Annotated in this window: 29 protein-coding genes and 1 pseudogene; 16 read left to right on the top strand and 14 right to left on the bottom strand. The window is 66.1% G+C overall.

The genetic code is table 11. The annotated features are described in order from the left end of the window. Positions 1-6 precede the first annotated feature (6 nt). On the bottom strand, positions 7-1266 hold the full coding sequence (locus K3U94_RS06110; protein WP_434084905.1) for a WS/DGAT/MGAT family O-acyltransferase: 1260 nt from the start codon (positions 1264-1266) through the stop codon (positions 7-9). Continuing rightward, entirely contained in the window at positions 1266-2156 is an 891-nt protein-coding gene (locus tag K3U94_RS06105) for an alpha/beta fold hydrolase (RefSeq protein WP_220695913.1), read from the bottom strand. Before K3U94_RS06105 ends, K3U94_RS06110 begins: the two co-directional genes overlap by 1 nt. Before the next feature lie 72 nt (positions 2157-2228). Between K3U94_RS06105 and K3U94_RS06100 the strand changes: the two genes are divergently transcribed. Further along, positions 2229-3080: an alpha/beta fold hydrolase gene (locus K3U94_RS06100; protein WP_220695912.1), complete on the top strand. Its 852-nt coding sequence runs from the start codon at positions 2229-2231 to the stop codon at positions 3078-3080. Continuing rightward, on the top strand, positions 3081-3908 hold the full coding sequence (locus K3U94_RS06095; RefSeq protein ID WP_220695911.1) for an adenylate/guanylate cyclase domain-containing protein: 828 nt from the start codon (positions 3081-3083) through the stop codon (positions 3906-3908). Positions 3909-3914: 6 nt separating this feature from the next. Here the strand turns inward: K3U94_RS06095 and K3U94_RS06090 are convergent, their stop codons facing one another. Continuing rightward, positions 3915-4076, bottom strand: a complete 162-nt coding sequence (locus tag K3U94_RS06090; protein ID WP_109519456.1) for a hypothetical protein — start codon at positions 4074-4076, stop codon at positions 3915-3917. Positions 4077-4087: 11 nt separating this feature from the next. Here K3U94_RS06090 and K3U94_RS06085 point away from each other — a divergent pair, with 11 nt between their 5' ends. Continuing rightward, entirely contained in the window at positions 4088-4792 is a 705-nt protein-coding gene (locus tag K3U94_RS06085; RefSeq protein WP_220695910.1) for a guanylate cyclase, read from the top strand. Here the strand turns inward: K3U94_RS06085 and K3U94_RS06080 are convergent. Both K3U94_RS06080 and K3U94_RS06075 read right to left on the bottom strand, forming a co-directional pair. After that, entirely contained in the window at positions 4789-5112 is a 324-nt protein-coding gene (locus tag K3U94_RS06080) for a putative quinol monooxygenase (protein ID WP_220695909.1), read from the bottom strand. The two genes, K3U94_RS06085 and K3U94_RS06080, sit on opposite strands and share 4 nt — an antisense overlap. A 5-nt stretch (positions 5113-5117) precedes the next feature. Beyond that, a complete protein-coding gene (locus tag K3U94_RS06075; protein WP_047317223.1) occupies positions 5118-5630 on the bottom strand; it encodes an OsmC family protein in 513 nt (170 codons plus the stop codon). A 101-nt stretch (positions 5631-5731) separates the two neighbouring features. On the opposite strand from K3U94_RS06075, the gene K3U94_RS06070 reads away from it, so the two are divergent. After that, positions 5732-6085 carry a hypothetical protein gene (locus tag K3U94_RS06070; protein WP_046283854.1) on the top strand — a complete coding sequence of 118 codons (354 nt, stop codon included), beginning with the start codon at positions 5732-5734 and terminating at the stop codon, positions 6083-6085. 170 nt (positions 6086-6255) lie between these two features. Continuing rightward, a complete protein-coding gene (locus tag K3U94_RS06065) occupies positions 6256-7338 on the top strand; it encodes an IS110 family RNA-guided transposase (protein ID WP_220695908.1) in 1083 nt (360 codons plus the stop codon). A gap of 316 nt (positions 7339-7654) precedes the next feature. Here K3U94_RS06065 and K3U94_RS06060 read toward each other — a convergent pair whose 3' ends face one another. After that, positions 7655-7969, bottom strand: coding sequence for a hypothetical protein (locus K3U94_RS06060; protein WP_220695907.1), 315 nt, complete (start codon positions 7967-7969; stop codon positions 7655-7657). Positions 7970-8067: 98 nt separating this feature from the next. Here K3U94_RS06060 and arr point away from each other — a divergent pair, with 98 nt between their 5' ends. After that, positions 8068-8478 (top strand): NAD(+)--rifampin ADP-ribosyltransferase, encoded by a 411-nt coding sequence (arr, locus tag K3U94_RS06055; RefSeq protein ID WP_220695906.1) that lies wholly within the window; start codon positions 8068-8070, stop codon positions 8476-8478. On the opposite strand, the gene K3U94_RS06050 is transcribed toward arr, so the two are convergent. From K3U94_RS06050 to K3U94_RS06025, 6 genes are all read right to left on the bottom strand, one after another. After that, on the bottom strand, positions 8415-8726 hold the full coding sequence (locus tag K3U94_RS06050; RefSeq protein ID WP_220695905.1) for a hypothetical protein: 312 nt from the start codon (positions 8724-8726) through the stop codon (positions 8415-8417). The genes arr and K3U94_RS06050 overlap by 64 nt on opposite strands. A 204-nt stretch (positions 8727-8930) precedes the next feature. Then, positions 8931-9251: a HigA family addiction module antitoxin gene (locus K3U94_RS06045; RefSeq protein ID WP_220695904.1), complete on the bottom strand. Its 321-nt coding sequence runs from the start codon at positions 9249-9251 to the stop codon at positions 8931-8933. After that, a complete protein-coding gene (locus K3U94_RS06040) occupies positions 9226-9507 on the bottom strand; it encodes a type II toxin-antitoxin system RelE/ParE family toxin (RefSeq protein WP_220695903.1) in 282 nt (93 codons plus the stop codon). Before K3U94_RS06040 ends, K3U94_RS06045 begins: the two co-directional genes overlap by 26 nt. 66 nt (positions 9508-9573) lie before the next feature. After that, a complete protein-coding gene (locus K3U94_RS06035; RefSeq protein WP_220695902.1) occupies positions 9574-9837 on the bottom strand; it encodes a type II toxin-antitoxin system RelE family toxin in 264 nt (87 codons plus the stop codon). Next, positions 9834-10118 carry a type II toxin-antitoxin system Phd/YefM family antitoxin gene (locus tag K3U94_RS06030; protein WP_047317649.1) on the bottom strand — a complete coding sequence of 95 codons (285 nt, stop codon included), beginning with the start codon at positions 10116-10118 and terminating at the stop codon, positions 9834-9836. Before K3U94_RS06030 ends, K3U94_RS06035 begins: the two co-directional genes overlap by 4 nt. 250 nt (positions 10119-10368) lie before the next feature. Continuing rightward, positions 10369-11376 (bottom strand): alpha/beta fold hydrolase, encoded by a 1008-nt coding sequence (locus K3U94_RS06025; RefSeq protein WP_220695901.1) that lies wholly within the window; start codon positions 11374-11376, stop codon positions 10369-10371. A 224-nt stretch (positions 11377-11600) separates the two neighbouring features. Between K3U94_RS06025 and K3U94_RS06020 the strand changes: the two genes are divergently transcribed. From K3U94_RS06020 to darG, 5 genes and pseudogenes are all read left to right on the top strand, one after another. Then, the gene (locus K3U94_RS06020) at positions 11601-12206 is read left to right on the top strand and encodes a hypothetical protein (RefSeq protein WP_220695900.1); all 606 of its coding nucleotides are present in this window, start codon (positions 11601-11603) and stop codon (positions 12204-12206) included. Between the two features lie 58 nt (positions 12207-12264). Continuing rightward, a pseudogene (locus K3U94_RS24345) lies at positions 12265-12444 on the top strand (helix-turn-helix domain-containing protein); the annotation flags it as partial. A 168-nt stretch (positions 12445-12612) separates the two neighbouring features. Next, positions 12613-13461 carry an ImmA/IrrE family metallo-endopeptidase gene (locus tag K3U94_RS06015; protein WP_230987446.1) on the top strand — a complete coding sequence of 283 codons (849 nt, stop codon included), beginning with the start codon at positions 12613-12615 and terminating at the stop codon, positions 13459-13461. Between the two features lie 529 nt (positions 13462-13990). After that, entirely contained in the window at positions 13991-14683 is a 693-nt protein-coding gene (gene darT / locus K3U94_RS06010; RefSeq protein ID WP_220695898.1) for a type II toxin-antitoxin system toxin DNA ADP-ribosyl transferase DarT, read from the top strand. A gap of 13 nt (positions 14684-14696) precedes the next feature. Beyond that, on the top strand, positions 14697-15800 hold the full coding sequence (gene darG, locus K3U94_RS06005; RefSeq protein ID WP_220695897.1) for a type II toxin-antitoxin system antitoxin DNA ADP-ribosyl glycohydrolase DarG: 1104 nt from the start codon (positions 14697-14699) through the stop codon (positions 15798-15800). Positions 15801-16500: 700 nt separating this feature from the next. On the opposite strand, the gene ychF is transcribed toward darG, so the two are convergent. Beyond that, positions 16501-17574: a redox-regulated ATPase YchF gene (gene ychF / locus K3U94_RS06000; RefSeq protein WP_047317230.1), complete on the bottom strand. Its 1074-nt coding sequence runs from the start codon at positions 17572-17574 to the stop codon at positions 16501-16503. A 71-nt stretch (positions 17575-17645) separates the two neighbouring features. On the opposite strand from ychF, the gene K3U94_RS05995 reads away from it, so the two are divergent. Further along, positions 17646-18767, top strand: coding sequence for a DUF6542 domain-containing protein (locus tag K3U94_RS05995; RefSeq protein ID WP_220695896.1), 1122 nt, complete (start codon positions 17646-17648; stop codon positions 18765-18767). Here the strand turns inward: K3U94_RS05995 and K3U94_RS05990 are convergent. Continuing rightward, positions 18764-19780 carry a 4-hydroxy-3-methylbut-2-enyl diphosphate reductase gene (locus K3U94_RS05990; RefSeq protein WP_047317232.1) on the bottom strand — a complete coding sequence of 339 codons (1017 nt, stop codon included), beginning with the start codon at positions 19778-19780 and terminating at the stop codon, positions 18764-18766. The genes K3U94_RS05995 and K3U94_RS05990 overlap by 4 nt on opposite strands. Before the next feature lie 96 nt (positions 19781-19876). Between K3U94_RS05990 and K3U94_RS05985 the strand changes: the two genes are divergently transcribed. The 4 genes from K3U94_RS05985 to K3U94_RS05970 are packed head-to-tail and all read left to right on the top strand — an operon-like array spanning position 19877 to position 23128. After that, entirely contained in the window at positions 19877-20479 is a 603-nt protein-coding gene (locus tag K3U94_RS05985) for a lipid droplet-associated protein (RefSeq protein WP_220695895.1), read from the top strand. Continuing rightward, positions 20476-21732 carry an exodeoxyribonuclease VII large subunit gene (gene xseA, locus K3U94_RS05980; RefSeq protein WP_220695894.1) on the top strand — a complete coding sequence of 419 codons (1257 nt, stop codon included), beginning with the start codon at positions 20476-20478 and terminating at the stop codon, positions 21730-21732. The genes K3U94_RS05985 and xseA overlap by 4 nt, the downstream gene beginning before the upstream one ends. Then, complete coding sequence (locus tag K3U94_RS05975; protein WP_047317235.1) at positions 21722-21964, top strand: exodeoxyribonuclease VII small subunit; 243 nt, start codon at positions 21722-21724, stop codon at positions 21962-21964. The genes xseA and K3U94_RS05975 overlap by 11 nt, the downstream gene beginning before the upstream one ends. 54 nt (positions 21965-22018) lie before the next feature. After that, on the top strand, positions 22019-23128 hold the full coding sequence (locus K3U94_RS05970; protein WP_047317236.1) for a 3-beta-hydroxysteroid dehydrogenase: 1110 nt from the start codon (positions 22019-22021) through the stop codon (positions 23126-23128). The last annotated feature ends 23 nt before the right edge of the window (positions 23129-23151 follow it).

Genomic DNA, 23151 nt, shown 5'->3' with positions numbered 1-23151 from the left:
CTCAAACTACAACGCGGCGTCCAGCAGTCGCAGATATACCTCGATATCGCCGATCGCTGACTCGGCGGCATGCACGCTAATCACCACGGTGTCGCCGATGCCGTGCACCCCATGGGTCAGCCCCATCGCCGGGGACAGCGCCGGGAACCCCGCGGTCAGCAGCACCGGCGCCGCACCGAAATGCAGGTCCGCGGCGCCGCGGTGCACGCTGGAGACCACGGTGTTGCCGGTGACTCGCTCCGGCCGGGCGTCGGGGTCGAAATTGTCGACGCCCCAGCGCAGCAGCGCCGCGGGTGTCGCGGCGAAGGCCCGATCGGCCGCGACCGACGCAGGGTGGCGACCACGAAGCCGGCCCCCTGCGATATCGGCGGCGATCCGTTCGCAGCGGGCATCGTGGCTCAGCAGCGGGTACAGCCCGACCGGAATATTGCCGAAGTGGTTGTGGGCTTGGCGCTCACCGGCTTTGGCCATTGGCACTTCGGCGCCCAGTTCATCGCAGGGTTCGTCGAGATACTCCGACAGCGCCGCCGACACCGCCGACAGCACCGCCACGGTCACGCTCGGTCCGCTCAGTTCGCTGCGCTGCCGCACCAGGGTGCGCACTGCTCGGCCGTCGGCCGGCCGGTTGTTGGTGGCCAACGGCGGGCGGTCGCCGACCGGGGGCGGCAGCAGTCCCGCCGCAGTGTCGTCGACCCGGCTGCGGTGGGTGCGCGCCGCGACAACGGCGCGCCACGGCAGGAAGCCGCGGGCCGGCGTGTGCACCGGGGCCACCGGTGCGGCACGGCCGAACAGCCAGGCGGCCAACGCTGAAGCCCGCCCGCCGTCTGCCAGCGCATGCGCCACTTGCAGCACCGCCACCGTGCCCGCGCCGCGGTGCCCGGGAATGTCGTGGACCGGTGCGAATACGTGCAAACGCCAGGGCCTCACCCGGACGTCGAGCTGCTCGCCGGCCAGGCCCACCACCGCATCCAGGCAACCGGCCCAGCCGTCGCCCGGGGCGCGACGCCGGCTCGCGGCTACGTCCTCGCTGGGCTCGGTGATCGGCACCCACCGCGGGTAGCGCAGCACACCGGCGTCGGCGACCCGGATGCTCAGGTCCGGGATCGCCCGGGCCCGGTCGAGCACCTCCGCGATGGCGTCGTCGAGGTCGGCCGACACCCCGGCGAAGGCGTACAGCAGGAACTGGTCGCTGGGGATCTTCGCCGACATCCAGTAGAACTGCGCGTCGATCGCGGTCATCAGCCGGCCGCGCGCCGGCGCACGCATCAGGTCAGGAATCGCAGCACCCGATCCGCAACCTCATCGGGCTGTTCGAGTTGCAGGAAGTGGCCGGCGTTCTCGACGATGGCCACGGCGCTCCCGTCGGGCAAGGCCGGTTCCACCCACCGCGTGAACCCCGGCGACATGCAGCCGTCGGTGCGCCCGTGCAGGTACAGGGTCTGCAACCGTGGCAGCTGCAGCCAGTGTCGGTGCAGCTCGGCGTAGCGGTCGGGAACCCGCAGGCTGCGGAGCGCCCGGTACGGCCCAAGCGCGGCGCGCCAACCCTCCGGCGTTCCGATGGCCGCGTCGACGTGCCGCAGATCCTCCTCGGCGGGATACCCCGGCGACCACCGCCGCCACAACAGCGGCAGCACCCACGAGGCGGAGTGGTCCGGCAGCCACGGCAGTTGGAAGTAACTGATGTACCAGCTGCGCAGCAGTTGCGCCGGCAGGTAGCCGGCCAGGGTGAGCCGGTCTGTCCCGCGGACCGCGCGCAGCGCCGCCGGTGGCGGCACCGACATGATCACCGCCTTGGTGAACGGACTGTCCGGCATCGCAGCCAGCCCGGTGGCGGCCATCGCGCCCCAGTCATGCCCGATCACCACGTCGCGACCGGTCCCGCCGACGGCGGCGTGCACGCGCAGTGCGTCGTCCATCAGCGCGCCGATGTGGTAGCTGCCGTCGGCCGGGATCGCGGACGGGGCGTAGCCGCGCATGAACGGCGCCACCACATGCCAGCCGGCCGCGACCAGCCGCGGCGCCAACCGGCGCCAGCCGTAGGCGGTGTCGGGAAACCCGTGCAGGCACAACGCCACCGGGTCACCCGGCGTCCCCCAACTCAAGGCCTTGAGCGCGACCCCGGGCGTAGACACATCGATCCACCGCGGTTCACTCATCACATACCCCTCAGGCCACCCCGGGCAGGCGTTTCTGTCCGCCCTGTCGTCCAAACTATCTACCATCTTGAGATGCGCACAGCCCAGACCGTCGAGTACGACGGCGTCGGCGGAGTAACGCTGGTCGCCGACGAGTGGAACCGGGGTGCCACCGAAGCCGCTGAGCATCCGAGCATCGTGATGCTGCACGGCGGTGGACAGAATCGGCATTCCTGGCACAAGACCGGCCAGATCCTGGCCGACCGGGGCTATCACGTCGTCGCGCTCGACACCCGCGGCCACGGCGACAGCGACCGCGCACCGAACGCCGACTATGCCATCGAGACGCTGACCGCCGATGCAGTCGCGGTGATCACGGCGATCGGCCGGCCGGTGGCACTGATCGGGGCGAGCATGGGCGGGCTGACCGGCATTCTGGTGGCCGATCAGGCCGGGCCGCAGCGGGTGACCAAGCTGGTGTTGGTCGACGTGGTGCCGCGTTACGAGAAGGACGGCAGCGCCCGGATCCGCGACTTCATGTTCGGCCACATCGACGGCTTCGATTCCCTCGAACAGGCCGCCGATGCGGTGGCCGCGTATCTGCCGCACCGGACCAAGCCCCGCAGCCCCGAGGGACTGAAGAAGAATCTGCGGTTCCGCGACGGCCGATGGTACTGGCACTGGGATCCCGCGCTGATGACCAAACCCGGCGACGACCCGGCGCTGCGCACCGAGAAGATCGAGGCGGCCGCCATGGGCCTGCAGATCCCCATCCTGCTGATCCGCGGCAAGCTGTCCGACGTGGTCAGCGCCGAGGGTGTCGCGGACTTCCTCTCCAAGGTCCCGGGCGCGCGGCTCGTCGAATTGTCCGACGCAGGGCACACCGCGGCCGGCGACGACAACGATGCCTTCAGCGCGGCCGTCGTCGAGTTCGTGTCCGGCTGAATGTTCGGGATCGGATGGCTGACGCCGACGCTGCTGGCGGCCGGTGTGCTGGCGGCGGTGGCGCTCACCGAAGCCGTCGCCCTGGCGGTGTTGACCCGTCAGTTGCGGACGGTCCGCGCCGAGAACGAGGCGCTGCGCAGTCAGGTCGACACCCGCAACCTACTGCTGACCGGCGGACGTGAGGCCGTCAAGACCGTCTGGCAGACCGCAAACCTGGTGCGCAAGAAGGGATTCGGCGCGGCCGTTCGCAGTTCGATCGAAGACCTCGCCGACTGGGCGGAGGTGGAACGTCCCGATCTGGCCCGCCTGACCCCGAACGGACACGTGGTGGTGCTGTTCACCGACATCGAAGGATCCACCGCGCTCAACGAGCGGATCGGCGATCGCGCCTGGGTGAAGCTGATCGCCCGGCACGACGAGATGGTGCAGCGTCTGGTCTCGCAGCACTCCGGGCATGTGGTCAAGAGCCAGGGCGACGGCTTCATGATCGCCTTCGCTCAACCCGACCAAGCGGTGCGGTGTGCTATCGACATCCAGCACGCGCTGGCGTCGCGACGCGGGCGTAAACCGCAGCACCCGATCCGGGTCCGGATCGGCGTACACATGGGCCGCTCGGTGCGCCGCGGTGACGACCTGTTCGGACGCAACGTCGCGATGGCCGCACGAGTGGCCGCTGCCGCCGAGGGCGGCCAGATCCTGATCAGTGGACCGGTGCGCGACGCCGTCAAGGAATGCGACGACATCGTCGTCGGCGCCGGCCGCGATGCCGAGCTGAAGGGCTTCGCCGGCACGCACCGCCTCTATGCCGTCGACGTCACCACGGAGTAGTCCGCGCTAGTCTTCGCCGCCGGCCTCGGCCAGCCGCTCATGCAGCCGTGCGCGGATTTCGTCGGGCGTGTAGGCCCGTCGCCGTCGCTGGTCCCGGGCCACCAGCACTCCGCCGGCGGCGACCCCGACCACACCCGCCAGGCCGATCCATTTCCAGATGCTGCGCACGCTCACACTTTATGGTGCTGAGCGTGGACGAACACACAGTGACGTTGGAGCGGGCGCTGGCCGAGACGCGCACCGGCGATATCTGGCTCTTCCGGGGCCGCTCCGGCCCGGACCGCGCCATCCAAACCCTGTCCAATGCCCCGGTGAACCACGTCGGGATGACGGTGGCCCTCGATGACCTGCCGCCGCTGATCTGGCATGCCGAGCTCGGCGACAAGCTGCACGACTTCTGGACCGGCACCAACCACCGCGGTGTACAGCTCAACGACGCCCGGGCCGCGGTCGAACAGTGGATGGGCCGCTATGAGCAGCGCTGCTGGTTCCGTCAGCTCAGCGGGACCATCACCCGCAAGCAGGAGAACCACCTGCTGCAGGCGATCGCGCGGATGGACGGCACCGCCTTCCCCACCACAGCGCGGCTCACGGGCCGGTGGCTGCGGGGGCGGCTGCCGACCGCGCGCGACTGGACGCGCGGCATCCCGTTTCTGGACCGCAAGGTCCACGAGATCACCCAACGGCGCAAGGCCCGCCACAGCCGCGTCGGACTGCAGACCGCGTACTGCGCCGAGACGGTGGCCATCACCTACGAGGAGATGGGATTGCTGTCGACCGACAAGAGCTCCAACTGGTTCGACCCCGGATCGTTCTGGAGCGGCGACATCCTGCCGCTGACCCCCGGTTACCAGCTGGGCCGGGAGATTGTCGTCGTGCGCTAATCGACCGTCAGCTCACCCATCGCCGACCAGTCCGTGGCGTCGATCTGCTGGCTGATGATCTTCGGCGTCGACACCAATGCCTGCGGCATGTCGGCCATGGCCTGCTTGAAGTGGTCGCTGTTGACGTGCGCACTGCCGGCGTCGCCGTCCCGGAAGGCTTCGACGAGCACGTACTCGTTTGGATTCTCCAGGCTGCGCGACCAGTCGAACCACAGGTTGCCCGGCTCGGCGCGAGTGGCCGCGGTGAAGCCGGCCACCAGCTGCGGCCAGCGCTCCGCCCACTCCGGCTTGACCGCGAACTTGACCACGATGAAGATCACGGGCGCTACCCGATCTCCAGCGTGCTGCGCACCGGAGTGACGTTAGTGGTCAAATCCAGTACCGGGCAGTGCTTTTCGACGACCTGGTGCAGTTCCCGGTACCGCTCCTCGGTTTCCGGGCCGGTCACGGTGACAACCACCCGCACCTCCTTGAAGCCGGGGCGGACTGCGTCGTCCAGCCCGAAGAACCCGCGCACGTCCAGGTCTCCCTCGGCGCGCCCGGTGATCTCGTCGACCGCGATACCCAGCTTCTCGGCCCAGTACCGCCAGGTGACCACCTGGCAGGACAGCAGTGACCCCAGGTAGTACTCGACCGGATTGGGGGCGGTGTTCTCACCGCCGAGCGCCGGCGGCTCGTCAACTTCGACCGTGTATTGGCCCAGGGTGATCGTGCTGGCCACCGCATCATGCGCGACGGCCGAGGCGCGGAAGACGACCTGGGAGCCGGCCGGGTCGGCGGCGGCCGGGTCACTGGTGGCGGCGACGACGGCGGCCAGGCGAGTTGTCGAAGAAGTCATGCCGGTAAGGGTAGAGACCCGCCTCAGGTCGGCGAACGACGCGGCCACCAGGTCGTCGGATCGAATACCATTTGCCGCCGCCAGGGGCTAGCCTGAGCGACGTGGAGGTACTACGACACGTAATAGTTCTGCTGCACATCGTCGGATTCGCGGTGACCTTCGGGGCATTGATCGCCGAAGCCGCGGCACGTCGCTTCCAGCTCACCCCGGTGATGGACTACGGCGTGGTGCTGTCGTTGCTGACCGGACTTGCGCTGGCCGCGCCCTGGCCCGCTGGAGTGGTGCTCAACTACCCCAAGATCGAGATCAAGCTGGTGATCCTGATCGCCCTGGGCGCCGTCCTGGGCATCGGCCGGGCCCGGCAACGCAAGTCAGGTGGGGAAGCCCCTCGCCCGCTGTTCTACGCCGCGGGCGCGCTGGCCCTGACGGCCGCCGGGCTCGCCGTCATCTGGTAGCCGTCACGCAACGCTGATTTCGATCAACGTGATCGTGACGACGAACGTCCCCTAGACGCTATGGGGGTGACTTGAGGCCGAAGGCCTCGGGCTGCAATCGGACGTGGGTTGCCGGTGTCGAGTGAACACTCGCACTGGTAGAGCCACAGTTGCAGATCAGGAGGCCTCCGGTGAGTTTCAACGGTACGAGTGTCGGGTTGGACGTGCACGCGCTTTCGGTGGTTGCGCATGCTGTCGATGAAGGAACGGGTCAGGTTGAGCGGGCACGGTTGTGCCCGGACTATGGCGAGATTCTCGATTGGTTGCATCGGCTGCGTGCTCCAGTGCGGGTGGCCTATGAGGCCGGGCCGACGGGGTTCGGGTTGGCGCGGGCGCTGGCTGCCGCCCAGATCGACTGCGTGGTCGCTGCACCGTCGAAGTTGATTCGCCCTGGTGGTGATCGGGTCAAGACCGACGCTCGCGACGCAGCGCACTTGACCCGGCTGCTGCGCCTGGGTGAGATCACCGCGGTCACCGTGCCCGAGGCTGAGGTCGAGGCAGTACGCGATCTAGTGCGTGCCCGCGAAGACGCCCGCGCCGATCTGATGCGGGTTCGGCACCGGTTGTCCAAACTGCTGCTGCGCCAAGGCCGGGTGTACTCCGGCGGGCAGGCCTGGACCGGGACACACGAAACCTGGCTGCGGCGGCAACGCTTCACCGACTGCCACACCGCCGCAGCTTTCGATCACCACTTCGATGCGGTGCTGACCGCCACGGCGGCCCGTGATCGCCTTGACGAGCAGATCATCACAATCGCGGCCTCGCCGCGCTGGGCCGATCCGGTCGATCGGCTGGGATGCTTGCGGGGAATCTCAGCACTGACCGGATTGGCGTTGAGTGTGGAGATCGGTGACTGGACGCGCTTCAGCGGTGCCTCGATCGGCGCCTACGTCGGTTTAGTACCCACCGAGTACTCCTCGGGCGCCTCTCGGGTCCAGGGATCGATCACCAAGGCAGGCAATGCCCACGTCCGCCGGCTGTTGATCGAGGCAGCCTGGCACCACCGCGCTGCCTACCGCAACCCGGGTCCGGCGATGCGGGCCCGCTGGGCCAAGGTCGATCCCGCGCTCAAGGCTCGAGGTCATGCCGGCAACCGGCGTCTGCATCAACAGTGGTGCCGCTTCAACGAACGCAAGAAGCCGCACGTCGTGGCCAACGTCGCGGTTGCCCGCCAACTTGCCGGCTGGTGCTGGTCGCTGGCCACGTTGACCTGAGCGCTGCCCCTCAAGCTTGATCGGAATTAGTCGGTCGGCGGCGAGGTAAGCGAACCGGATCTGCGTTACAGCTATGAGCAGCAACAGGATTCATTGAATGCTGATGTGATGCCCGTCCCTAGAGGGCAGCCACCGTTCGCGCCGAACCATCGTCTTGCGGTAACCAACCCGCGTATATCAGTCTGACACCACCGTCGTTGATCAACGACCGCCGCAGCCGACTGATCCCGATCAAACGAAAGCCGCCCTGGCGCCAAACCAGGGCGGCTTTCACCTGCCTCTTGACAAGAAGTGCCTACATATCAGCTGTAGGTTCTTACGGCTGGTTGTTCAGATCTCGCCGGGACTGGGCCATCGCGCGCCTGACTTCAGCGTTCTCCCGCCTAGCCGCGGCTTGCTGACGGTCCGCTCGGTCGTCGACGCGTTGCAGTCGCTCCCGCTCGCGCTGCGCAGTTGCTCCCTCACGCTCGTCCGCACGCGCCTCTCGATCGTCTGCGTCCTGTTCGCGGGTGTCTGCGATCTGGTCCCGCTGGTCAGCGACGCGATCTCGTTCATCAGCGACTCGCTCGCGCCGCAGCAGCTCCGCCTCGCGCTGCGTGACGGCCTTCTGACGGTCATCGGATGCGACCACAGCTCAACCCTAACGCCGCGACCGGGCCGGCTGCGTTGCTGCCGGCCGAGCCGACGCAGCCACGAATCCGCAGGGCGCGGGTCGATACCCTTTAACCGATGGACGCGATCGACGACGAAGGCCCGTTCTTTCACGGCACCAAGGCTCAACTGGTGGTTGGTGAACTGCTCAGCGCGGGCTTCCGGTCCAACTACCGGCCCGAGATCGTGATGAACCACATCTACTTCACCGCGCTGGTCAGCGGTGCAGGGCTGGCGGCCGAGCTCGCCGCCGGCGACGGGGAGCCGCGGGTGTATCGCGTCGAACCGACCGGGGAATTCGAGAACGACCCCAATGTCACCGACAAGAAGTTCCCCGGCAATCCGACCCGCTCGTATCGCAGCAGTGCACCGCTTGTCGTTGTCGAAGAGATCCTTGACTGGCCGCGACTGACACCCGAGGCCCTTCAGGAATGGCGTGATCGGCTGGCCGCGTTGCGCGCTGACGGGCTCGACGAGATCATCAACTGAGCGACGCTCCCGAAGACGTTGCTTCCGGCAACCATCCGCTGAAGAACAACGGCACCGCCGGCGGCCACTGCCCGGTACGGGACGGTGACGCGCTCGATGGACAGCCGCACGGTGTCGATCAGCCCAGTCACCCGGCGCCGCCTGGCACGAAGCTTCACCAGGTAGTGGCCTCCGATGCACGCCGCAGCCACCACCACGACAATCCAGAGCAGCGCCGCCACCAGATAGATCACCTCAACCACCGACATGAGGATGACCCTCCCCTACCGCCGTCGCGGTGAGGTCACCGGCGAGACACACGTCGGTGACTTCTCGTTCGGCGCTCTCCGCGCTCCTTGGAGAGGTGATCGCGGTGAAGCCGGGCGGTCAGACGCGCGCGTGGCCCGCAATGAGCGAAGCACCACATCTCGTACGAGAATCCGTTGACCCGCAAGACTTTCCGTCATCAGCAGCTACGTACGCTCCAGAGGCGTGATGGCCTCGACCTGATCCATCAGCGCACGACGCTCGGTCCGGAGTTCGTAGTGCGACTGAAGGTTCATCCAGAACTCCTCCGACGTCCCGAAGTACCGCGCCAGACGGATCGCCGTGTCGGCCGTGATTCCACGCTTGCCGTGCACGATCTCGTTGATCCGACGCGGCGGCACACCGATGGACACGGCCAGCTTGTTCTGGGTGATCCCAAAGCCCTCGATGAAGTCCTCCATCAGGATCTCCCCCGGATGGATCGGCTCGATCCGATCATTCTCAGTGGTAGTCGACGAGTTCGACATCTTCTGCACCTCCTTCTCTCCAGACGAAGCAGATCCGCCACTGATCGTTCACCCGGACACTGTGCTGTCCGCGACGATCACCGCCCAGTCGTTCCAAGCGGTTGCCCGGAGGGATTCGAAGATCATCGACGACCTTGGCCGCGTGGATCAGTTCGAGTTTCCGCAACGTCGCCCGCTGGATCGTCCGATCCACACCCGTGACGTACCGCTCCTGCCAGATCCGCTCGGTGTCCTTGTCGCCGAACGATCTGATCACGAGACCATCGCATAACGCATCTCGTCAATAACGTTATACGTTAAACCGAAACTCCACCACGTTCCGTCACCGATACACATCACGACGATGCCGTACGTCGATAACCCGGACAACGACGACGTCCTCGTGGATCTCGTAGACAACCCGAAACTCGCCGCGCCGCGCCGACCAGCGATCAGCCAACTCGTCGCGCAGGTGCTTGCCGACCCTCTGCGGGTTCTCGGCGAGCGGACCGCGAATGAACTCCCAACAAGCCGCGGCGACCACCCCGGGAAGCTCCTCGCACAAACTTCGCCGGGCGCGCCGAGTCAGCTCGACCCGGTACGTCATGAAGTGATGATGCCCCTCGCACGGAGTTCGGCCTCCACCTCGTTAAGCGGGTAGACGCGGCCGGCCGCGATATCGGCGTCCGCCTCGCGAATGGCCTCCATCGCTTCTCGATCACCCAGAATCTCGAGCGTCTCTATGAGAGAGTCGTAGTCGTCGGCGCTGATCAGCACGGCGGCGCGGCGCCCGTTCTTGGTGACCTCCACCCGCTGATGCGTGCGCACGGCCTCATCCACCAATTTGGACAGGTTGGCCCGCACCTCAGCGAGCGGCAGCGTAGTCATGTACAGAATTCTAGCGCGGCGGAAGACGGGCGCGGTGACGCTTGAACGAGGGCACGCATGGAAACTCGCGGGTCAGGGGCCACGATCGACTGCGCCGACCCAGTTCGGATGCCAACATTCTGAGGGCCGCTCCTCGGAATCGAGCCCTCGGACGAGGGCGACGAGGGCGTAGTTCTGGGCAGTCTGGCGCTGCCCGTTTCCCCCCGTTCGGCGCGTTCAGACCATCGGTCATGACGCCAGACCCCGCGGGTCAGGTCGCGCTGCGGACGTCGCTCAACGCGCGCAGCAACTCCTCATCCGGATCCGCCACCGCTGGGTCGGCCGCTCCGTCGGTGAGCAGCCGACGCCACCGTTCCAGGTCGAAATCCAGCGGCACCGTGCTGGTGATGAAGTCGTCGACGAGGTCGGCGAACCGCAGCGGGTCGTCACGGAACGGGAAATGACCGGAATCGACGAAGGTTTCCAGCCGCGAATGCGGCATAGCGGCGTGTGCGAGCTTGGCGTGCGAATACGGCAGCACCAGATCGTGGGTGCCCCAGACGATCATGATCGGGAGCCGTTCGGTGAGATAACTGCGGTCGAGCATGGTGACCATCTGCCCGCGCCAATCCACCACGGCGCGCAGCGTCCGCACGAACGCCGCCCGCTTGTTCGGCGAACTCAAATCACCGAGCACCCGCAGAATCTCGGGCAGATCGACCAGAAGCACCGGCAGGTCCATCTTGTCGATCTGCCCCCGAACCATCCGAAGCGCTGTCTCAAATCCTGGCACTGAAAGTGCGGCCAGCGCCTGCGGTGCGGCCGGCAGCGACGCCAGGCGCAGCGCGGGGTTGACCTCACGCTTTACACCGCCGGCGGCCACCAACACCAGCCGCTCAACCATCTGTGGGTACTGGTAGCAGAACTGCATCGCCACCCCGCCGCCCAAGGAGTGCCCGATGACCGTCACCCGGTCAAAATTCAAGACCGACAGCAGATCTCGCATGCCGTTGGCGAACGCGGCGACGGAATAGTCAGCGCGCGGCTGATCCGAGAGCCCGTGACCGAGCAGATCCGGGGCGATCACCGTGTACTTCTGCGCCAGCAGCGGGATCAGTGGCTTCCAGGTCGACGAATTGTCCCCAATCCCATGGATCAACAGCAGCGGCGGCCCGTCCCCGGCCACCCGATACGCCCGGAGATATCCGTGCACGGTTCGGTATTCGACTCGGGCCGGATCATCCGAAACCGTCCGCAATCGAGGCTTGCGCGTAACCATTCAGCGCTCCCTCCATCCGCAGTTACCCTTCAGCTAACCGCCTACCCGCCCGTTGCGCACCCGATGTTTCAATGATTTAACGCGCGACCCGCCGCCACCACCTGGCCCGCTCGCAGCAAACCCGTTGTAAACACCGTCACGAGCACGACCTTCACTGAGTCGGTGCCTCCACTTCGGCGCGTCGGGTTGACGAAGTGACATTTTCAGGAATATTCTCACTGCTCATGTCACGCCTATCCGGGAAGCTCGTACACCGCCTGACCAAGGTCGCGGAGGAGTTGCAAGAGGTCTTCGCCGAACGCGGCCACCACGTGGACCAGGCCCTCGATGTCGACGAATCATTCGGCTCGCCACAGTCCACCGCATTCCTGATGAGAGATCTCGCGATCGACGCCGTCGCGGTAGCCGCGAGTCGAGTTGGTGTTGAGTTCGGCTCAGTAAACGGTAGCGGCAGGGAACTCCGGTCCTTCGACGAAGGGGTTGAGCGGCGATTCCGTCTGCGGCGAGCGTCACGCGACGAAGGGGGCAGCATTGTGATGACAGCCAACTCCGACGCTCCGGTCCGGGTCGTGGTCGACGAGGGCGATGGGCTTTTTCCCATCGAGGCCTGGACCTTCGGATGGATCCCGGCAAGCGGGTCCGTTCTCGTCGCCGAAGCCTTTGTTGCCCCGATTCTCCGGTTCGAGCCAGGGACTCCAGGACATCTCATTCTCGGGCACGCCATACCGCTGCTCGGTCCCGAAATCCCTTCCGGCGGTTTCCGGCCCACGGATGAGGGTCTTGACGGCTTCGACGATGACGAGATGGGCGGTGAGGCTGACTCCGTGTGATCGCACTGGGGCATAAGGCCGTTGCGTCCTTAGAGCGAGAGTTAGTGGGGTAGAAGCTTTGGATTTCCATCACGCAGGCCAACGAATTCAGAGGCTGCGACTGATCGCTGGCATCGGCCAGGTGGAGTTTGCCGAACGAATTGGCATTGCGAACGGTTCGGTTTCGAAGATCGAGAATGGGCGCATGGCCTTGACGGACGACCTAGCCCAGTCAATATCTTCAGTATTTGATTGCACCCCAGCATATCTCACCGGACCAGATCGAATTGGCCCCACGACGCGCCCCTGGCTGCGCGCATACGCTGACGCCTCAAAGCGAGCAGTGGATCAGCAGCGGGCTGACTGCACAACCGCAGTTGAGGTGGTCGACATCCTTGCGTTGCGGCAAATCCCAGACACTATCCCCGTGTTCGACGGAAACCTCAGTGACGAGGATGCAATCGAGCAGTTCGCCGCCGATGTTCGGGCTGCTGCCGGGCTGGGTGACGGCGAGGTCGTCGGAAACTGCATCCGCGCCGCCGAACGACTCGGGTGCCTCGTGCTGCCGATGCGCGAAGAACTTGGTCGGCATCTCGGGCTATCGGTGAGGGCAAACCAGACGCCGGTTGTATGTGTTGCCCGCACCAATGGCGGCCATGGCATCCCCGGAGACCGCCAGCGGTTCACGGTCGCGCACGAGATTGGTCACCTTGGCTTACACGCCGGCGTAGGCCCGCCAGAATCTGCACACGACGCGACACGCTACGAGAAGCAGGCGCACCGCTTCGCCGGCGCCTTCCTTGCTCCAGGCGACGCACTCCTGGATGACCTTCGCGACGAAGGCAACCGAGTCACTCTGCGCACCCTGTCCGCCCTAAAGCGACGTTGGGGCGTCTCGATCAAGGCATTGGTCGTGCGATTCCAAGGCATGGGTGTCATCGACGATGACCATGCCCGCAGCCTCTATAAGCAGATTTCAGCTCGTGGTTGGAACAAGTCGGAGCCTGTCGAAGTAGGTGGCGAACAAGCAATTTGGCTTCAGAAGGCGCTAGAGAAAGCGCACCCGGGGGCGCCGAACAGTCTTCGGTCAGCTTCCGAGGCTTCCGGCGTGGGAGTCTCCTACTTTGGCCGATGGACCAGCTGGGTCGCTGTGGACCAAGCTGGCGATGCTGACGTCATTGCACTTGGCCCAATCACATCGGGCCGCACCAAAGCGTCGTCGGAGAATCGACATGGCGGAACGGTGCGCCCAATACCACTTCGCAAGACCCACTGAAGCGCGTCCCCTGCGCCGTGCCAGTAGCAGCCCTCATTGTGCGGGCGGGCCCACGCCCGGGACGACCGCCAGGCAGCCCCTCCTGTGAACTGCCCGCGAAAACGTCGATAGAACAATATATTCCCAGTTCATGAGGGTTTTTCGGGTCGCCGATATCGCGCCTTAGCTGTCGCTTTCCGCGCAGGCTCCACGTCTGCTCCACAATCACCGCGAGCTGGTTCGACGCCTCAACCCGCAGCGCCAAGGGCTGATCTGGCCCGCAGCCGGCGTCGAAACGTCGACACAGCACAAGTTCGATACTGACTCCACCGGCGGCGGCACCTCCAGGTCCGGCAGGTCTTCCGCAGACTGCCGGCGGGCGAAGTAGATCAGAACGGTGCGGGGTGGGTCGCCCAGTCGGAACACGGCTCCAGTTGGTCGACAGCGGTAGCCGATGACCTAAAGGCCAGCCGCTGTTCGGTCATACTTTCGAATCAAGTACAATTTTGATTGCCTACCGACGATCTCAACGTAGAGTCGTTCACTACCTATGACCACTGCAATCATCACTGACTCAGGCTTCGTGGCACGTGGTGGTGGGCCACGTCGCGAGGGCCCACGGGACTGGATCGTCTGGCATTTCACCCATATAGACAACCTTCCGGGCATTCTGGGGCAAGGACGATTGCTTCCCGATGCTGCGGTCACGCCGGCAACCAATGTGGCCAATGATGACGTCAAGGAGAGGCGCCGGCATAAGCAAGTGAATCCGGCGCCCGGTTACCCCTCTTCGATGGTCAGCGACCACGTTCCCTTCTACATCGCGGCCAAGTCCCCCATGCTCTTCGTGGTGTGTCGCGGCTACGGCCATTACCAAGGTGGTTCAGGACCTCTTGTCCACCTTGGTATCGGCCTCGCTGACATCATCGACTCAGGCCATACCTGGTGCGCCAGCGACGGCAATGCGGCAGCCGACTTCACTCAGTTCAGCACCGATCTGACCAATCTTGGCAACTTCGTAGACTTCGATTTGCTCTGCCAGAGAGAGTGGTACAACACTCCCGAAGACCCTGATCGGAAGGGACGCCGGTCCGCCGAGGTCCTGATCCTGGGGGATGTCCCAATCGAACTGATCACTCACGTGTGCTGCTCAAATATCGACACGCTGACCCGGGCACAGACCATTTTCAAAAATGTCGGTGGGACGCGCGACTATATCGTTGAACCAGGGTTGTACTACTAGGAAGGGGGTACCCATGATCACTTACGGCAAGGGAGACCTTCTAAAGGCCGACGCCGACGCACTTATTAATACAGTCAACTGCGTCGGCATCATGGGCAAGGGAATTGCCCTGCAATTTAAACGGCGGTACCCCGAGAACTTCAAGGCGTACGAACGGGCATGCAAGCACAACGAGGTCCGCATTGGGACCATGTTCGTGACGGAGACGCTTGAGCTTGAAGGACCCAGGTACATCGTTAATTTTCCCACGAAGCAGCATTGGCGGTCGCCGTCACAGTTGTCATTCATTCAAGCGGGATTGAAAGACCTCATTCACGTCATCCAAGACCTGGGCCTTACCTCGATTGCAATACCGCCTCTGGGTGCGGGCAACGGAGGCCTCGACTGGCGCGACGTGGAACCGCTTCTGCTTGAATCATTTTCGGACCTTCCAGATGTTCGTTTCATCCTCTACGCCCCAACTCCGGGAACGCGGCAGATCGCTCCACCCAAACGCATCCGGATGAGCTGGGGGCGGGCGACGCTCCTCCACCTCATGCGCAGTTACATCGATCAACGGCGCGCTGCCGAGCCTTGGGAAGACACTTCCGGAGTGTCCCACTTAGAAATTCAAAAGTTGATGTACTTCGCCAACGAGGCTGAGCCTAAATTGTCGCTGTCGTATGCGCCAGGCAGATACGGCCCGTATAGCGAGAAGGTCCGCCATCTCCTTACCGATATCGAGGGGGCGTACACATCAGGGTTTGGCGACGGAAGTGCGAAAGCGCTAAACCTAGAACCCGTCTCGCTGACAAATGAAGGCATACGAGCACTCGATGAGTATCTGAGGGCAGGCGCCGAAGCTCCGAAGGTGGAGCAGACGGTCGACACCGTACTCTCAACAATTCGAGGTTTCGAAGGACCATATGGTGTTGAACTCCTCGCTAGCACGCACTGGGTAGTTACCCACCAAGGGGCTACCGACCATGCTGCCGCAGCGAACGCCGTCCGGTCTTGGACCAAGCGTAAGGGCAGACTTTACACCGATGTACGCGTCGGGGTGGCCCTCGATCGAGTTCTTGCGACGGCGGTGGGCACGTACTTTGCACCCGGGCGGGATATCCCGACGAACCAGTGAGCGCTTGGCGCCAGCTCTCGCCGCGCTCGTACAAAGTGTGCCCCGAACGGCATTCGGCATTCGCCCGCCGAGAGCCTTCCCCCCGGCGAGTCCGGAGGCTCCGCTTCTTGTGAAGGCTGGAGTCATGTAAGAAGGTTCTCAGCGTAGGCACCCGGTCGAGTTGCGTTCGCGTGCGGTGCGCATAGTTGCTGAGGTCCGCCTGGAGTATCCATCGGAGTGGGCTGCGATTGAGCTGGCGGCATCCAAGCTGGGGATCGGAACCGCGCAGACACTATTGACCGGGTCCGTAAGGGCCAGGTCAATAAGGGCAAGCGTCCCGGTATCACCTCCCAAATAGCCGACGAGCTGCGGCCGGGCGGAGAATCGGGAGCTCAAGCGTGCCAACGAGATTCTGAAATCGACGTCGACTGTTTCACGGCGAAGCTCGACCGCCGCCCGCGTTGATCCGCACCTGTATCGACCAAAGCAAGGACCGCTTCGGCGAGCCGATCTGCCGGGTGCCGAGCGCGGACGGCGTAGAGATCGCACCGAGCACCTACTACGACACCCGGGCCCGCGGCCGCTCGGCCCGAGCGATACGCGATGACGTTCTCAAGCCCCAGATTCGGCAAGTGTTTGAACGCAACTACGGTGGTGGCCTGCGCCGGACGGGACGTGGCGATCGACGCTTCAGCTGCGGTCGCCATGCTGAGCAGTCCACCTACACGTTGAACCGGAACTCCACCACGTCCCCATCGGCCATGACGTAGTCCTTGCCCTCCATGCGCACCTTGCCGGCGGCCTTGGCGGCGGCCATCGACCCGGCCTCGACCAGGTCGTCGTAGGAGACCACCTCGGCCTTGATGAAGCCCTTCTCGAAGTCGGTGTGGATCACCCCGGCCGCCTTGGGTGCGGTGTCGCCCTGGTGGATGGTCCAGGCCCGCGCCTCCTTCGGCCCGGCGGTCAGGTAGGTCTGCAACTTCAGGGTGTGAAAACCGGCCCGCGCCAAGGCATCCAGGCCGCGCTCGCTCTGCCCGATCGACTCCAGCAGTTCCATCGCCGACTCGTCGTCGAGCTCGGCGAGCTCGGCTTCGATCTTGGCGTCCAGGAACACCGCGTCGGCCGGGGCCACCAGCTCCCGCAGCGAGGCGACCCGTGCGGCATCGGTGAGCACCGACTCGTCGGCGTTGAACACATACAGGAACGGTTTGGTGGTCAGCAGGTTCAGCTCGCGCAGCGGCGCGGTGTCCACCCCGGCGGCGAACAGGGTCTTGCCGGTGTCGAGGATCGCCGCGGCGGCCACTGCGGCCTCGTGCACGGGCTTGCGGTCCTTGTTGTTGCGGGCTTCCTTCTCCAGCCGCGGGATCGCCTTCTCCAGGGTCTGCATGTCGGCCAGGATCAGCTCGGTGGCGATCACCTCGATGTCGGCCTCGGGATCGACCTTGCCGTCCACGTGCACCACGTCGTCGTCGGCGAAGACCCGCACCACCTGGCAGATGGCGTCGCACTCGCGGATGTTGGCCAGGAACTTGTTGCCCAGGCCAGCCCCCTCCGAGGCACCCTTGACGATGCCGGCGATGTCGACGAACGTCACCGGCGCGGGCAGGATCCGCTCGGATCCGAAGATCTCGGCCAGCTTGGCCAGCCGGGGGTCGGGCAGCGGCACCACGCCCTCGTTCGGCTCGATCGTCGCGAACGGGTAGTTGGCGGCCAACACATCGTTGTGTGTCAGCGCGTTGAACAGGGTCGACTTACCGACGTTGGGCAACCCCACGATTCCCAGGCTCAGGCTCACAGGGAGCCAAGTCTAAAGCCCGGGGCGTGCCGCCGTGCGCCCCCGCCGCCGCCAGCCGGTACCGTCAGTGTGTGGCAGTAGCGCGGGAGAAGTCGGCAGTGGCAGCTGACCACCGTTCGATTTTGCCGAGCATCGCCGGTTTGCCGTGGTGGAGCGCCGTGGCGGTGGCGGTGGTCGCGACCGCGATCGGAGTGGCGTTCGACGCCGGTTCCGGAGACAAAGAACTGACCATCGTCTTCTCCGCGCTCTACGCGATGGGGTGTATCGCCGCGGTGCTCATGGTGCAGCAGTCGGCGGTGTTCACCACGGTGGTTCAGCCGCCGCTGATCCTGTTCGTCAGCGTGCCCGGCGCGTACTGGATGTTGCGCGGCGGCGGATTCCCCGGCCTCAAGGCCATCGTCATCAACTGCGGCTATCCCCTGATCGAACGATTCCCGTTGATGGTGTTCACGGCCGCAGCCGTGTTGCTGATCGGGATGGTTCGCTGGTACCTCGGCATGCTGGGCGGAACCGCGAAGCGCACTACCGAGGACGACGGCACCCCGAAGCGGGCCACGCTCAGCGACCGAATCGGCGCCATGCTCACCTCGGCCCTCAACCGCAACCCCGCGCACGCCATCGAGCGGCCGGCGCCGCGTGAGCAGCGCAAGGGTCAGCGTCCCCGCCGCGCCACCGCGGAGGCCCGTCGGGCCGCGCGGGAGTCGTCCGGGGCCGGGTCGCGGACCCGTTCCACCGAGCGCCGCGGTGCGGCCAACGGCTCGGCGCCGACGCGTTCGCGGCACGTCCGGCCAGACATGGACGCCCGCGCCGCGGAGCACCCGCGCCCGCGCCGCCGCCCAACAGCCGACGGACGTGACGAGCCGATGCAGCGCCGCCGGCGCCCGGCCCCCGAGGGGTACGACGAGCGGCAGCCGCGACGCCGGCCGGCACCCGACTGGCAAGACGAGCCGCGGCGGCGACCGCGCCCGCCCCAGGACGCGTCACGCTACCGCCCCACCGAGGCATCCGAATCGCTGCCCCGCCGCCGGCCGGCGCCGACAGCCGCCGAGGGCCGTAGCAACGGAACCGGCACCCGCCACCCCGTTTCCCAGGTGCGCTACCGCAGGTCCGGCGGCGGCGAGGCCGACGCCCAACCCCGCACTCGCTCGCGTCAACCGCGCGACGAAGCCGACTCCTGGGAGTTCGACATCTAACGGCGACTCGGCCGGATCTCGCGGGGCAGGGCAAACACCAAAGTCTCATTGGCGGTGGCCACCGGGAACACCGTGCCGTAGCCGTACTCGGCAAGCCGCTCCAGCACACCGCGAACCAGGATCTCCGGCACCGACGCACCGGAGGTGACGCCGATGGTCTGCACCTGGCCGGCTTCGGGAGCCAGCCACGCCGGGTCGATGTCCTCGGCGTAATCGACCAGGTGGGCGGCGGTGGCACCGGCGCCCAGCGCCACCTCGACCAGTCGGCAGGAGTTCGACGAGTTGCGCGAGCCCACCACGATCACCAGCTCGCACTCCGGGGCCATCGCCTTGACCGCGGTCTGGCGGTTCTGGGTGGCGTAGCAGATGTCGTCGCTGGGCGGGTCCTGCAGATTCGGGAACCGCTCACGCAGCTTGACCACCGTCTGCATCGTCTCGTCGACGCTGAGCGTGGTCTGCGACAGCCACACCACCTTGTTCTCGTCGCGTACCTGTACCGAGTCCACGGCGTCCAGACCGTCGACCAGCTGCACGTCGTTGGGGGCCTCGCCGATGATCCCGACGACCTCTTCATGGCCGGCGTGGCCGATCAGCAGGATGTCGTAGCCGTCCCGGGCGAATCGTTTGGCCTCGTTGTGCACCTTGGTCACCAGCGGGCAGGTCGCGTCGATCACCCGCAAGCTGCGGTCGGCGGCCGATTCGTGCACGGTCGGGGCCACGCCGTGCGCGGAGAACACCACCATCGCGCCTTCGGGGACCTCGTCGGTCTCGTGCACGAAGACCGCACCCTTGTTGGTCAGGGTGTCCACCACATGCTTGTTGTGCACGATCTCGTGCCGCACGTACACCGGGGCGCCGTGCTTCTCCAGCGCCCGCTCGACCGTCTCGACCGCCCGGTCCACGCCCGCGCAGTAGCCGCGTGGCTCCGCCAGCAGCACCCGCTTGCCGGCGGGGGCGCCGCTCACCTGCGCGGCTGAACTGTAGGCGATCTCCACGTCGACGGTTTGGGGCATGGCAACCAGCGTACGGTCTGCCGACACGAGACCGCCAGCTCGCGTCACGCCGGTCAATACTTGGAGATGACCGGCAGGTAAGGCAGGCTGGGGGCCATGGCAACTGCACCCTTTGGAGTCCGGCTTCTGGTCGGCGCGGCCACCGTCGCGGTCGAGGAGACCCTGAAGCTGCCGCAAACCATCCTGACCTACCCGATGACGCTGGCCAGCCAGGCCGCGCACGCGGTGATGCGCTGGCAGCAGGGTGTCGCCGAGCTGGTCAACAAGGGCGACACCACCCTCGAGTCGCTGTTCCCGCCGAAGGACGAGCAGCCGGAGTGGGCGACCTTCGACGATGATCTCGAAGACGGCGTCGACGGCAGCGCCGCGACTTTCGACGACGACGACACCGGCCCGCGCACCGAGGGGCGGTTCGCCCTCTATTCCTTCAGCGACAGCCGCGAGGACGGCGAGGGCGCAGCCACCCCGCCTGTCGAGAACAACGCGCCGAGCGCAGCCGCGGACTCAAACGTGCCCACCCCCGACCTGGTCGACGAGCTCGACTACGGGTCGCTGACCCTGGCCCAGCTGCGGGCCCGGCTGGCCTCGCTCAGCCTCGATGAGCTGGAGACCCTGCTCGCCTACGAAGAGGCCACCAAGGCCCGGGCACCGTTCCAGACGCTGCTGGCCAACAGGATCACCCGCACCACCGCGAAGTGACCGCCCCCGCGCCGGGCGAATCCGCCGAGAACCCGTTCCCGGTCCGCGCGGTTGCCATCCGGGTCAAGGGCTGGATCGACCGGCTGGGATCGGTGTGGGTGGAGGGCCAGCTCACCCAGATCAATCTGCGTCCGGGCGTGCGGACGGTGTTCATGGTGCTACGTGACCCCGCCGCCGACATGTCGCTGACGGTGACGTGCAGCCCCGAACTGGTGGCGTCGGCGCCGGTCAAGCTGACCGAAGGCACCCAGGTGGTGGTCTGCGGCAAACCCAACTTCTACACCGCCCGGGGCACCTTCTCCCTGCGCCTGAGCGAGATCCGCGCCGTGGGCATCGGCGAACTACTGGCTCGCATCGAGCGGCTGCGTCGGCTGCTGGACGCCGAGGGGTTGTTCGACCCGCGACTCAAACGGCCGCTCCCGTTCCTGCCGGGCACGATCGGCCTGATCACCGGGCGTGCCAGCGCCGCCGAGCACGACGTGATGACGGTCGCCGGTAGCCGCTGGCCGGCGGTGCGCTTCGCGGTGCGCAATACCGCCGTCCAGGGGCCGACCGCCGTCCCCCAGATCGTCGAGGCGCTGCGCGACCTGGACGCCGACGCGGCCGTGGAGGTGATCGTGCTGGCCCGCGGCGGCGGCAGCGTCGAGGACCTGCTGCCGTTCTCCGACGAAACCCTGTGCCGGGCGATCGCGGCCTGCCGCACCCCGGTGGTCAGCGCGATCGGCCACGAACCCGACAGCCCGCTGTGCGATTTGGTCGCTGACCTGCGCGCAGCCACCCCCACCGACGCGGCGAAGAGGATCGTCCCGGACGCCGCCGCCGAACAGGCGCTGGTCGACGACCTACGCCGGCGCAGCGCGCAGGCCGTACGCAACTGGGTGATACGCGAGGACCGGGTGCTGAAGCAGTTGCGTAGCCGACCGGTGCTGGCTGACCCGCTGCGCGCGCTGACCGAGCGCGGCGAGGAGGTGCGGCGTGCCCTGGCCGCGGTGCGCCGTGATGTCACTCGGCTGATCACGGTGCAGACCGAACGGGTGGGGCACCTGGCGGCACGGCTGGCTACCCTGGGCCCGGCCGCGACATTGGCGCGCGGCTACGCGGTCGTCCAGACTGTCGGCGCAGCGGGGCCGCACGTACTGCGGTCGGTCGACGATGCACCGGCCGGCACCCGACTGCGAATCCGGGTGGCCGACGGGGCCGTCGCGGCGACGAGTGAGGGGCGACTTCTTGAAGGACCCAGCGATGCCAGCTGAGCAATCCGATCCGGTGACACCCGTTAGTGAACTCGGCTATGAACAATGCCGTGACGAGCTGATCGACGTGGTGCAGCGGCTGGAGCAGGGCGGGATGGATCTCGACGCGTCGCTGAGCCTCTGGGAAAGGGGCGAGCAGCTGGCCAAGCGGTGTGAAGAGCACTTGGCCGGCGCCCGGCGCCGAGTCCAGGAGGCGCTGGATTCCGACCCCGGCGAGAACGGCCGCGCGTGACTTCCCTCTTTACAAGACCACGGGAACTGAAACACGTTCAGTTATGCTCGGCCGATGGGTGATCCATCACTGACTACTGAACTCGGCCGGGTACTGGTCACCGGGGGCTCCGGCTTCGTCGGAACCAATTTCGTCAAGACCCTGCTCGAACGCGGCTACCAGGTACGGTCCTTCGACCGCGCGCCGTCTTCCCTGCCCGACCATCCCAACCTGGAGAAGTTGGAAGGCGACATCTGCGATCCCGAGACGGTGGCCGCGGCGGTCTCCGATATCGACACCGTGTTCCACACCGCCGCGATCATCGATCTGCAGGGCGGTGCGAAAGTCACCGACGAGATCCGCCGGCGCAGCTTCGCGGTCAACGTCGACGGCACCAAGAACCTGGTTCAGGCCGGGCAGCTGGCCGGGGTGAAGCGGTTCGTCTACACCGCATCCAACAGCGTCGTGATGGGCGGCAAAGCCATCTCGGGTGGCAACGAAACCATGGCCTACACCACCAAGTTCAACGACCTCTACACCGAGACGAAGGTGGTCGCCGAGAAGTTCGTGCTGGGCGAAAATGGCGTTGGCGGCATGCTGACCTGTTCCATTCGCCCGTCGGGCATCTGGGGTGACGGTGACCAGACCATGTTCCGCAAGCTGTTTGAAAGCGTGGTCGCCGGTCACGTCAAAGTTCTCATCGGCAGCAAGCGTGCCAAGCTCGACAACTCCTACGTGCACAACCTGATTCACGGCTTCATCCTGGCCGCGGAGCACTTGGTGCCGGGCGGGTCGGCCCCCGGCCAGGCCTACTTCATCAACGACGGCGAACCGATCAACATGTTCGAGTTCGCTCGACCGGTCATGGAGGCATGCGGTGAGCGCTGGCCCCGACTGCGGGTTTCCGGCCGAATGGTGCGTGATGTGATGTTCGCCTGGCAGTGGCTGCACTTCCGGTTCGGTCTGCCCGAACCGCTGTTGGAACCCGGTGCGGTGGAACGGCTTTACCTGAACAACTATTTCTCGATCGACAAAGCCCACCGCGACCTCGGCTACCGGCCGCTGTTCACCACCGAGCAGGCGATGGCCGACTGCATGCCGTACTACAAGGAGCTCTTCGCGAAGGTCAAGGCCGAAGCGCATCCGCACCTGGCGACGGTGGTCGCCGAGCCGCACCCCGAGTAGTCCCGCATCATTACTGGGAAGTT

The sequence above is a fragment of the Mycolicibacter heraklionensis genome (assembly GCF_019645815.1).
Classification (GTDB): domain Bacteria; phylum Actinomycetota; class Actinomycetes; order Mycobacteriales; family Mycobacteriaceae; genus Mycobacterium; species Mycobacterium heraklionense.
This window is presented reverse-complemented; position numbering and strand designations above follow the sequence as displayed.